Source organism: Providencia sp. NPDC089933 (assembly GCF_049545585.1).
Taxonomy (GTDB): domain Bacteria; phylum Pseudomonadota; class Gammaproteobacteria; order Enterobacterales; family Enterobacteriaceae; genus Providencia; species Providencia huashanensis.
The window spans coordinates 84,112-96,870 of sequence record NZ_JBMWDT010000007.1; the positions used below are offsets into that span (position 1 = coordinate 84,112).

The window sequence follows — 12,759 nt, forward strand, 5'->3', positions numbered from 1 at the left end:
CGAGTCGCCGTCTCTTTGGAGGCAATCCGAATGAGCAAGTTTTTAGATAGATTTCGTTATTTCAAGCAATTAGGCGATACCTTCTCAGGTGAACACGGCCAAGAGTTAAACGTAAACCGTGACTGGGAAAATGGTTATCGTAGCCGTTGGCAGCACGATAAAGTGGTGCGATCTACTCATGGCGTTAACTGCACAGGTTCTTGCAGTTGGAAAATTTACGTCAAAAATGGTCTTGTCACGTGGGAAACGCAACAAACTGATTATCCTCGCACTCGCCCAGATCTACCCGACCATGAACCAAGAGGCTGCCCGCGTGGCGCGAGCTATTCATGGTATTTATATAGTGCTAATCGCGTGAAATATCCGATGATGCGTAAGCGCTTACTTAAACTGTGGCGCGAAGCAAAAGCTGAACATCAAGACCCTGTCAATGCATGGCTTTCTATCATCAGTGATCCGCAAAAGGCGCAAAGCTATAAGCAGGCGAGGGGACGCGGGGGCTTTGTGCGTTCAAGTTGGCAAGAGGTGAATGAACTGATTGCCGCAGCAAATGTGGCAACTATCAAGGAGTTTGGTCCCGATCGCATTGTCGGGTTCTCTCCAATACCTGCGATGTCAATGGTTTCTTACGCGTCGGGAGCGCGCTATTTATCGTTGATCGGTGGTGCATGTTTGAGCTTCTACGACTGGTACTGTGACTTGCCGCCTGCATCCCCCATGACGTGGGGTGAACAAACAGACGTACCAGAATCCGCTGACTGGTATAACTCGTCTTATATTATTGCTTGGGGATCTAATGTTCCGCAAACTCGGACCCCAGATGCCCATTTCTTTGCAGAAGTACGTTATAAAGGAACAAAAACGGTCGCAGTGACGCCAGACTACGCGGAAATTGCCAAATTATGTGACCATTGGTTGAACCCAAAACAAGGGACAGATAGCGCCATGGCAATGGCGATGGGGCATGTGATCCTCAATGAATTCCATGTCAAGCGTGAAGCCGAGTATTTCCGTGAATATATACGCACATATACGGATATGCCAATGCTGGTTATGCTCGATAAACGTGATGATGGCTCTTATGTGGCAGGCCGGATGCTGCGAGCATCTGACTTAGTTGATTCTTTGGGAGAAGAAAAAAACGCCGAATGGAAAACTATCGCCTTTGATGAAGAAACAGGCGAATTGTGTGCACCACAAGGGTCGATGGGGTTTCGTTGGGATGGTAGTCAGAAATGGAATCTAGAACCTAGGGCAGGGCAAGATGCTCATGACATTAAAATGAAACTTAGCCTTGCAGATATGCATGATGAGTTGGTGAATGTAGGGTTCCCGTATTTTGGTGGTTTAGAAAGTGAACATTTCCAAAGCGTTGAACTGAAAGACGTCTTACTGCACAAATTACCCGCGAAACGTATTCAGCTGTCCGATGGTCGTGAGTCTTTGGTGACCAGTGTCTATGATTTGATGCTTGCCAACTATGGTATCGACCGCGGGTTTGGTGATGAAAACTGTGCGGTTGATTACGATGATATGAAAGCCTATTCACCTGCTTGGGCGGAAAAAGTCACCGGTGTTAGCCGCCAAAACATTATTCGTATTGCCCGTGAATTTGCAGATACTGCTGAGAAAACCCATGGCCGTGCGATGGTGATTGTGGGGGCAGGGATTAACCATTGGTATCACATGGATATGACCTACCGTGCGATTATAAACATGTTGATCTTCTGTGGTTGTGTTGGGCAAAGCGGCGGCGGCTGGTCACATTATGTTGGGCAGGAAAAATTACGTCCACAAACAGGTTGGTTGCCATTAGCATTTGGACTTGATTGGCAGCGTCCACCACGCCATATGAACAGCACGTCATTTTTCTATAATCACTCAAGCCAATGGCGCTATGAAACGGTAAGTACTGAGGAATTATTATCGCCTTTAGCAGATAAAAAAGCCTTTAATGGTAGCTTGGTGGATATGAACGTACGTGCCGAACGTATGGGCTGGCTACCCTCAGCACCCCAGTTGAATGTGAACCCACTGAAGATTGCCAAACAAGCACAAGAAGCGGGGCTTTCTCCCGTTGATTTTACTGTTAACCAGTTGAAAGAAGGAAAGATCCGCTTTGCTTCGGAACAACCGGATGACTCACAAAATTTCCCTCGCAACTTGTTTATTTGGCGCTCTAACTTACTTGGTTCTGCTGGGAAAGGTCATGAATATTTATTGAAATATTTATTGGGAACTGAAAACGGTATTCAAGGCAAAGACTTAGGTCAACAAGGTGGCGTAAAACCACAAGAAGTTGAATGGCAAGATAAAGCTGCTGAAGGAAAAGTTGACCTTGTTGTGACATTAGATTTCAGAATGTCGAGTACTTGCTTATTTTCTGATGTCATTCTCCCTACAGCGACGTGGTATGAAAAAGACGATATGAATACATCAGATATGCATCCGTTTATTCATCCGTTGTCAGCTGCTGTTGACCCAGCTTGGGAATCAAAAAGCGATTGGGAAATCTATAAGGGTATTGCTAAAGCCTTCTCGGCGGTTAGTGAGGGGCATTTAGGTCAGGAAATCGATGTGGTGACTCTGCCTATTCAGCACGATAGTGCGGCAGAAATGGCCCAAGCTTTGGATGTTAAAGATTGGAAAAAAGGCCAGTGTGACCTGATCCCAGGTAAAACAGCACCGCATATTATGTGTGTTGAACGTGATTATCCAAGTACTTATGCACGCTTTACCTCTCTTGGCCCACTCATGGATAAATTGGGTAATGGGGGTAAAGGCATCAATTGGAATACACAAGATGAAATTGATTTCCTGAAAAAATTAAATAAAACCCAGCCAGAAGGTGCAAATCAAGGCCGCCCTAAAATTGAAACGGCAATTGATGCCGCAGAGGTCATTCTAACCTTAGCGCCGGAAACCAATGGGCAAGTTGCAGTGAAAGCGTGGGATGCGTTAGGTAAGGTGACTGGGCGTGACCACACTCATTTAGCGCGTTATAAAGAAGATGAAAAAATCCGTTTTCGCGATATTGTTGCACAACCACGTAAAATTATTTCCAGCCCCACATGGTCAGGCTTAGAAGATGAACATGTGTCTTACAATGCTTGCTATACCAATGTTCATGAAATGATCCCTTGGCGTACGCTAAGTGGTCGCCAACAACTTTATCAAGACCATGAATGGATGCGTGCTTTCGGGGAAAGCCTCGTCGTGTATCGCCCACCAATTGATACGCGGGCGGCTCAGCCATTAATGGGCAAAAAGCCTAATGGCTTCCCTGAAAAAGCACTGAATTTCTTAACTCCGCACCAAAAATGGGGTATCCACTCAACTTATAGTGACAATTTATTGATGTTGACATTAGGGCGTGGTGGGCCAGTGGTTTGGCTTAGCGAAGAAGATGCCCGCGAACTGGGTGTTGAAGATAACGATTGGATTGAAGCGTTTAACAGTAATGGTGCATTAACCGCCAAAGCGATCGTTAGCCAACGTATTCCTGATGGCATGATCATGATGTATCACGCCCAAGAACGGTTGATCAACTTACCCGGGTCTGAAATTACGGCTCAACGTGGCGGAATTCATAACTCTGTCACGCGTGTTTGCCCGAAACCGACCCATATGATCGGCGGCTATGCGCACCTTGCTTATAGCTTTAATTACTACGGAACCGTGGGTTCTAATCGTGATGAATTTGTGGTTGTTCGTAAAATGAAACAGGTTGACTGGCTGGATGGTGAAGGTGATGACTACCAGCAGACCTTGAGCGGAAAGGAGAAAGCATAATGAAAATTCGTTCTCAAGTCGGCATGGTATTAAACCTTGATAAGTGTATTGGTTGTCACACTTGTTCAGTGACCTGTAAAAACGTGTGGACCAGCCGCGAAGGTGTTGAATACGCTTGGTTTAATAATGTCGAAACTAAACCGGGTATTGGTTATCCCCATAATTGGGAAGAGCAGGACAAATGGAAAGGCGGTTGGATCCGTACTATCAAAGGTAAATTAGTGCCGCGAATGGGTAACAAAGTTGGGGTTTTATCCAAAATTTTTGCCAATCCCGATGTCCCTGCATTAGATGATTATTATGAGCCATTTGATTATGACTATGGCCATTTAAAAAATGCGAAAGAAGGTAAACATGTGCCAACGGCACGTCCGCGCTCTTTGATCACGGGCGAGCGAATGAGCAATGTAAAAATGGGTCCCAATTGGGAGGATGATCTGGGAGGCGAGTTTTCTAAACGTGCACAAGATAAAAACTTTGAGCACATTCAGAAGGAAATGTATGGGCAGTTTGAAAATACCTTCATGATGTATTTACCTCGTCTTTGTGAACACTGTTTGAACCCTACTTGTGTGGCCACGTGCCCAAGCGGTGCCATTTATAAGCGTTCTGAGGATGGCATTGTACTGATTGATCAAGATAAATGCCGCGGCTGGCGTATGTGTTTAACCGGTTGCCCATATAAAAAAATCTATTTCAATTGGAAAAGCGGTAAGTCAGAAAAATGTATTTTTTGTTATCCACGCATTGAGTCTGGGATGCCAACTGTTTGCTCTGAAACCTGTGTTGGTCGCATCCGTTATTTAGGCGTGTTGTTATATGACGCAGATAAAATTGAGTCAGCAGCTAGTGTGGAAAAAGAGACCGATCTTTATCAAAGCCAGTTGGATGTTTTCTTAGATCCCCATGATCCGCAAGTGATTGCTGAGGCTGAAAAACAAGGGATACCATTGAGCGTGATTGAAGCTGCACAAAAATCCCCAGTGTACAAAATGGCAATGGAATGGAAGTTGGCACTGCCATTACACCCTGAATATCGTACATTGCCGATGGTTTGGTATGTGCCGCCTTTGTCACCTATTCAATCTGTTGCAGATTCAGGGCTATTGGCAAGTAATGGGGTACTACCCGATGTAGAAAGCTTGCGCATTCCTGTGCAGTACCTTGCCAATTTATTAACGGCGGGGGACACCGAGCCGGTATTATTAGCACTGAAACGGATGTTGGCGATGCGCCATTATAAACGTGCAGAAACCGTTGAAAACCAATGTGATACTAGTGCACTAGAGCAAGTGGGTTTAACTGAATCACAGGCTCAAGAAATGTACCGTTATTTGGCGATTGCGAATTATGAAGACCGTTTTGTGATCCCATCTAGTCACCGTGAATTAGCACGTGAAGCTTTCCCTGAAGCTAAAGCTTGTGGTTTTAGCTTTGGTGACGGTTGCCATGGTAGTGATAGCAAAACAAATCTGTTTAACAGTAAACGTATTGATGCCATTGATATCACACCAAAAACAACACAGGAGAAAGCACTATGATGACGTTAAAAGTGATTTCTCGTTTATTAGAATACCCTTCAGAGGCGCTTTGGTTACATCGTGATGAACTGATTGAGGCATTAGAACAAGCAGATGAATTACCGATAACTCGGGCGATCCAATTGATGATGTTTGTACGTGAATATCTTAATGAAGAATTGTTGGATATGCAGGCGCAATATTGTGAATTATTTGATAGAGGCCGGGCAACATCATTATTGTTATTTGAGCATGTTCATGGCGAGTCTCGTGACCGTGGCCAAGCTATGGTCGATTTAATGGCGCAATATCAACAATATGGTTTACAGATTGATTGCCGCGAACTTCCTGATCATTTACCTATTTATTTGGAGTATCTCACGGTCTTACCCACAACAGAGACCGTTGGCGGTTTACAGGATATCGCCCCTATTTTAGCGCTCCTTGGTGCAAGGCTGAAGCAACGTGAAAGTCGTTTTGCCACATTGTTTGAAGTATTACTCGAATTATCAAATAGTGAAATTGCCACCGAGCAATTAACCGAAAAAGTGGCTTTGGAAGCGCGTGATGATACTCCACAAGCACTGGATGCAGTTTGGGAAGAGGAGCAAGTGAAATTTTTTGCTGATGAAAAAAACTGTGGTGGGGAAGTTACTGCCCATCAACATCGTTTTGCCAATGCCGTCACCCCACAATACTTGGATCTCGGCTCTAGCAGCCATGTAGGAGTGCAAAAATGAATTTTCTCAATCAATTTTTCTTCGACATCTATCCATATATTGCTGGTACAGTGTTTATTGTGGGTAGTTGGTTGCGTTATGACTATGGGCAATATACGTGGCGAGCAGGTTCTAGCCAAATGCTCGATAAGAAAAACATGCGCTTAGCATCAAATTTATTCCACGTGGGTATTATTGGTATTTTCGCAGGGCACTTTTTAGGGATGTTAACCCCACATTGGATGTATGAATCTTTCTTGCCAATGCATATAAAGCAATTAATGGCGATGATTGGTGGGGGCGCTGCAGGTGTGATGATGTTAATTGGTGGCGCGATGCTATTGAAACGCCGATTGACTAACCCTCGTATTCGCGCAACATCTTCTTTTGGTGACATCATGATTATGGTGTTGCTAGTGGTACAAGTGTGTTTAGGGTTACTGACTATTCCATTTTCAGCGCAACATATGGATGGTAGCGAGATGTTGAAACTTGTGGGATGGGCGCAGTCCATTGTGACATTCCATTGGGGGGCTTCAAATTACCTTGAAGGCGTTGGTATCGTGTTCAAGCTGCATATTGTGTTGGGGATGACGATATTTTTACTCTTCCCATTCTGCCGTTTAGTGCACATTTGGAGTGCACCTATCGAATACCTGACTCGTCGGTATCAATTGGTGAGAAATCGCCATTAAGTTCAGGCTTCACAAGGATGTGAACCAGTACATTGCTCTTGTGTAACTTGTTCTTATATCAACAACAAATGTGGCCATTTTGGCACCCCATCTCATATGAGATGGGGTTTTTTGTTTGTGTTTTATTTGCTCTCTACTTTAAATCCATTCAATCGTTAGCGTATTGATGATAATAGAGAAATCCTATTGAACAAGTAAGCCTCTTTATAATACTTATAATTACTTAATTTGATGTATATTAAAGGTTCAATGTGATTAGCTTATAATATGTGTTTAAGGTTAGGTAATGAAATAATCATGACTTATAAAGTAAGTTACGTGTTTTTTCTTAGTTGTGATAATATGTATTAATGATTTCTGATATTTTTATCATGTAACTATTAATTAATATATAAAACATTACGCCTATCTGTTGTTTTATATATTATGTGGTAGTGAGATGAAGCTAATTAAATTAAGTAATTTTATTATAAAATTTTAAGCTAAAATAGAGTGTTTTAAATTTTCACTAATAAAGATATAGTAATAATGTATCATATATGATTGTGAGAAATTACTTTTAATTACTTTTTGATAAGCCTTGTAACATATTTAATTTATCTTAAATATTAATCCTATCCTTTAATTTGACATGGTGTTAATTTTTTGTTCTAAAGTTACATACCTAATAATCTATGTAATTTTATACTGAATTGTTTCCTGTTATATATTTTATTTAGTACTTGTTTTCTTTGTTGTTTGGTTTAACTTGTTGATTTTATTTTTACTTTTTTTTGTTTTATTCGCGTTGGTAAATGTGACAAAAAGTAAAAATAGAAATATTATGAAATTATTTTATTTATGATTTTGAGATGTTTCTCATTAATTATTATGCGATATAAATATCGTTTTAATTTACTTAACTTCTCTATAATTTAACTTTTTCTTTAACAGCATTTTTTTTCACTAATGAAAACCTGTTTTATGAGTATAAAAAACTTTATTAATAATATTTGGGTTTATTTTGTGTTTTTTTAATGAAAAAACTACGGTTCAATTAGATTTGTTATATCAATTTATCCTATTGCAGTGTATTAATTAGTGTGTTTTTTTTGAATATTATATATATATCACCAGCTTACGGATAAAGTTATTAATTAAACCTGAAATTTGACATAACTAAAATGAGGTATAATAATGGCGACGTATTGATACGTTGCTTAATTATTCATTTTATTAATGGAGTTCGATAAAAGGGAATAATTCTCGGTATCAATTTTTTAATGTTTACTTATCAAACATATTTTAAGAAAAAATTAAAATAATTGGATTAATAATAACTCATTATTTTAATTTGTGTCGTCTTTTTATCTAATGGAAATGTATAAAATGAAATTAAATAAACTTGCTGTAGTATTAGGTTTAGGTATGGCTGTTGTTGCTGGCTCTGCAGCTGCAAACCAAGGTGGCGGCCAAGTCACTTTTAAAGGTTCAATCATTGATGCTCCTTGCTCAATTCCACCAGGTTCTCAAGCATTTGAAGTCCCAATGGGTGCTATCGCAACATCTGCATTAAACGGTGGCGGTAAAAGTATTGCTCGCGATTTCAACATCCAATTAGAGCAGTGCGATATCACGACTCTGAAAACTGTTCAAACTACATTTACTGGTACGCCAAGTGACTCTGTAACTGATGGTTTAGCGATTGCAGGTACTGCGAAAAACGCAGGTATCGTGATCACTGATTTCAACGGTACTAAAATTGCTTTAGGTGCTAAATCTCCATCTCAAGCTTTATTCACTGGTGCAAACACACTGCGCTTCCAAGCGTATTTGCAAGGTGATGCTGATGCAACAAATAAACCAGCTGTACCAGGTGAATTTGACGCAATCGCAACATTTGCTCTGAGCTACCAGTAATTGGTATCGCCCGTACAAGGATGTATGGGCACTAATTTTAATGCGTTGAAATTGGTTATTAAGTTGAAATGGAGTCGCTATGAATCACTTTGGCATCATTGTCATGGTGCTTTCAGGAATGATATTTGCCCCGATAGCGAGTGCGCAAAATCAAAATTCTCGGGCACAAAGTCAGTTCAAAGGAACTGTCACTATGGGTGGTTCAATCATTGAGAGCCCTTGTGCAATTGATGCAGATAGCCGAGATCAATCAGTTAACATAACAACTGTACCGGTTAGCCAGATAATTAACGATAGAGAAAGCCCTGCAAGTAATTTCTCTATACGCCTTATCAATTGTGTTCTAACACCGGCAACTCCTGGAACTCCTAATTGGCAAACTTTCAATATTACATTTGATGGCCCGACAGATGGTCGCAGCTTCGATGTTTTCGGGCATGCAAATGGGTTATCAATAAAAATTTCTGACATGGCTGGAAATATTGCTATACCTGGGAAACCTATGCCTAGCTTACCCATAACTGTGGGTGATTCTATTCTGCATTATAACGTTCGAGTCGTGCCAAATAATAAGCGTTTAAAACCAGGAAACTATCAGACTACTATCCGTTTTAAGATGGATTATTACTGAGTTATTACTAAGGGACTATTATGGCTCTGCTATTTAAAAGTAAAAATAAAGTATTTAATAACTCAGTAAGTTATTTTTTAACGCCTGTTGCTACTATGGTGTTTCTTGCGATTGCTCATATAAATTTAGCTAATGCAAATAATGATAGTATTGAGTTTAATACGGATGTTTTAGACCTTCAGGATAAAAGCAATATTTCCTTAAATGAGTTCTCTCGTGCAGGTTATGTGATGCCAGGGAAATATCCATTTAAAATTAACTTAAATAGTCGCGACTTAGCAGATAGTTTTGATATTGAGTATATTGCAGATCCTAATGATCCGGGCATGACGGAACCTTGTTTAACACCAAATGTTGTTGAGCATATTGCTTTACGCGATGAATGGAAACAGAAGGTTGAATTTTCTAACAATGGCCAATGTTTAATTCCAGAAACGATTCCAGGAATGACAATAAATGGCTCTTTAGCTAAAGAAACTATCACAATTACTGTACCTCAAGCTTATATCGAATTTTCCTCTGAAAATTGGGACCCACCATCACGTTGGGACGAAGGGGTTCCCGCCCTCATTTTTGACTATAACTTGAATGCTAATGTGACAAGACCTGCTGATTCAGCCAATACTCAGTCGGTTACTGGTAATGGTACAACAGGTTTTAACCTTGGTGCTTGGCGTTTTAGAGCGGATTGGCAAGCAAGTTATAATCGGACTAATGGGCAGTCAACCGATCGTAAATGGGATTGGAGTCAATATTATGCCTATCGAGCAGTCAAAGAGCTAAATGCAAAGCTAACGATGGGTGAACAATTTTTACGCTCAGGTTTGTTTGATTCATTCCGTTATCTAGGGGCAAGCTTGATCTCTGATGAGAGAATGTTACCACCAAATCTACGTGGATATGCACCTGAGGTCTCCGGTGTCGCAAGAACCAATGCCAAAGTGGTTGTAACTCAGCAAGGGCGTGTTATTTATGAAACGCAAGTCGCTCCTGGTCCTTTCCGTATTCAAGATTTAAGTGATGCGGTTAGTGGTAAGTTAGATGTTCGCGTTGAAGAGCAAGATGGCTCTGTACAAGAGTTCCAAATGAATACGGCATCAATTCCGTATTTAACACGACCTGGCTCGATACTATTTAAAATCGCTGGTGGTCGTCCTAACAATATGGAACACAAGACTGAGGGGCAAGGATTCGTCATGGGCGAATTCAGTTGGGGGGTCTCTAACGGTTGGTCATTATTTGGTGGTGCACTTGGTGCAGGTGACTATAACGCGTTATCGCTGGGGGTTGGTCGAGATTTACTAGCTTTTGGTGCGATTTCTTTTGATATCACTGAATCACGCGCAAAACTTAAAACTGAAGACAAGATCTACACTGGTGCATCTTATCGTTTAAGTTATTCAAAACGTTTTGAAGAGTATGACAGCCAGGTGACATTCGCAGGATACCGATTCTCTGAACGTGACTTTATGAGTATGAACCAATACCTCGACCGTCGTTATAGAGGCGTGGAGTTCGATAATAGTAAAGAATTGTACACCATTACATTTAATAAGTATTTCACGAATGCAGATCTAACTGCGTATCTGAACTATAACCACGAAACCTATTGGAATAAGCCAGCGGCAAAACGTTATAACGTTTCTATTGCGAAATATTTCAATATTGGTCGTTTTAAAAATATCAATTTAAGTTTAACGGCATTCCGCAACAAATTTGATAATAGAAATAATGACGATGGGCTATACATGAACCTCTCTTTGCCATGGGCAGATAGAGCATCAATTAGCTACAACAATATGATAACGAGAGATGGTAACTCACACACTGTCAGCTATTTCGACTCCGTTGATGATAAGACCAACTATCGTGTTGGTACTGGGCTGAGTAGCCGAGGTCGTGGAACTATTGATGGTTTCTATACGCGTTACGCAGATTTAGCAACAGTGACTGCAAGTACCAGCTATATCAATGGTGATACTTCTTCAGCCGCCTTTTCATTACAAGGTGGTGCAACAGTTACAGGGCATGGTGCCGCACTGCACCGTATTAATACACCCGGCGGTAGCCGTGTGATGGTGAGTACTGAAGGTGTGAAAAATGTGCCTATCCAAGGTTTCGGACCGAACACTGAAACCAATATTTTTGGTAAAGCGGTGGTCGCTGATATCAGTGATTACTACCGTACCAATACACATATTGATGTGACTCAATTGCCTGACAACGTAGAAGCTATTCGAACGTCTCAGCCAATTACGCTGACCGAAGGGGCGGTTGCTTACCGCGAGTTTGAAGTGTTATCAGGTGTTAAAACCATGGTGAGATTGGCATTGGCTGATGGTAGTTACCCGCCATTCGGCGCCACCGTGAGAAATGAGAAGAATAGGGAGCTCGGTATCGTGACGGACAATGGCTCCGTGTATATCTCTGGCATTAACCCAAATGAAGTTTTAGATGTGCATTGGGATGGAAGTACGCAATGCAAAATTCAGGTTCCAGAAAATATTACAACGGCTGAATTTAACTCACTGTTATTACCGTGTACAAGCAGCCCAAGTGTTGAACCTGGGTATATGCCAGCAAAAGCGGTTCCTGTTGGGCAGTCAGCACCAGTTTACAAACCTGCACCGGTTAAACAGGGTGTAGCGCCGAGTCAGCGTTGGTTATTGAAACCACCGGATATTGCTTACAGCACAGATTATACCGAGTAACCCAAGTTGCTTGATTCTATAAATAGTTGGTACATATGAACATTAAGAAAATTGCATTTTTTACTACGACAATCACGTTATCTGCGGTGCTATGTGGGCAGGCTTTGGCCGCGATTGCACTCGATAGAACACGCGTCATTTATAATGGGGCTGAAAAGACCATTAGCTTGAATATTAAGAATGAAAACACAGAGTTACCTTACCTTGCGCAGGGTTGGATTGAAGATGTTAATGGTAACAAAATTGAAAGTCCACTCACGGTTTTACCTCCGGTTCAACGTGTAGAGCCTGGAGAAGGTAGCCAAGTTAAAATTCAAGCTCTTCCTGATATCGCGGCATTGCCACAGGATAGAGAGAGTGTTTATTACTTTAACTTACGTGAAATTCCACCACGTAGTAAAGAAGCTAACGTATTACAAATTGCATTACAGACGCGTATTAAATTGTTTTATCGCCCAAAAGCGTTATACGCCACTCGTACAGATTTAGAGAATCCATGGCAAGAAAAAATTACGTTAACCCGTAAAGGTGATGCCTACGAAGTTACGAATCCAACTGCTTATTTTGTCACAATTGTAGATGCAAGTGCAAAAGTGGGTGGAGATACTGTAAAGCAGTTTGAGCCTGTCATGATTTCACCAAAAAGTAACGGAATGCTTAAAGGTAGCGCAAGTGCCATGGGGGCAAAACCAGTTCTAACTTATATCAACGATTATGGTGGAAGGCCTAAATTGACGTTTGGTTGCGCTGGTACAACTTGCAAAGTTGAATCTTCGACGGACAGATAACGGG

8 protein-coding genes are annotated in these 12,759 nt (G+C 41.2%); all 8 read left to right on the top strand.

The annotated features are described in order from the left end of the window. The first annotated feature begins 30 nt into the window (after positions 1 to 30). On the top strand, positions 31 to 3,792 hold the full coding sequence (locus ACPEH5_RS11560; RefSeq protein WP_129466501.1) for a nitrate reductase subunit alpha: 3,762 nt from the start codon (positions 31 to 33) through the stop codon (positions 3,790 to 3,792). After that, positions 3,792 to 5,333, top strand: a complete 1,542-nt coding sequence (gene narH, locus ACPEH5_RS11565) for a nitrate reductase subunit beta (protein ID WP_240133635.1) — start codon at positions 3,792 to 3,794, stop codon at positions 5,331 to 5,333. Before ACPEH5_RS11560 ends, narH begins: the two co-directional genes overlap by 1 nt. Then, positions 5,330 to 6,052, top strand: a complete 723-nt coding sequence (gene narJ, locus ACPEH5_RS11570) for a nitrate reductase molybdenum cofactor assembly chaperone (protein ID WP_048605970.1) — start codon at positions 5,330 to 5,332, stop codon at positions 6,050 to 6,052. Before narH ends, narJ begins: the two co-directional genes overlap by 4 nt. After that, positions 6,049 to 6,726, top strand: a complete 678-nt coding sequence (gene narI / locus ACPEH5_RS11575; protein WP_042845582.1) for a respiratory nitrate reductase subunit gamma — start codon at positions 6,049 to 6,051, stop codon at positions 6,724 to 6,726. Before narJ ends, narI begins: the two co-directional genes overlap by 4 nt. 1,368 nt (positions 6,727 to 8,094) lie before the next feature. Continuing rightward, positions 8,095 to 8,625, top strand: coding sequence for a fimbrial protein (locus ACPEH5_RS11580; protein ID WP_166686580.1), 531 nt, complete (start codon positions 8,095 to 8,097; stop codon positions 8,623 to 8,625). A gap of 79 nt (positions 8,626 to 8,704) precedes the next feature. Then, a complete protein-coding gene (locus ACPEH5_RS11585) occupies positions 8,705 to 9,256 on the top strand; it encodes a fimbrial protein (protein ID WP_166686581.1) in 552 nt (183 codons plus the stop codon). A 20-nt stretch (positions 9,257 to 9,276) separates the two neighbouring features. Then, positions 9,277 to 11,967: an outer membrane usher protein gene (locus ACPEH5_RS11590; protein ID WP_166686582.1), complete on the top strand. Its 2,691-nt coding sequence runs from the start codon at positions 9,277 to 9,279 to the stop codon at positions 11,965 to 11,967. A 35-nt stretch (positions 11,968 to 12,002) separates the two neighbouring features. Beyond that, positions 12,003 to 12,755, top strand: a complete 753-nt coding sequence (locus ACPEH5_RS11595; RefSeq protein WP_166686583.1) for a fimbria/pilus periplasmic chaperone — start codon at positions 12,003 to 12,005, stop codon at positions 12,753 to 12,755. Positions 12,756 to 12,759: the final 4 nt, after the last annotated feature.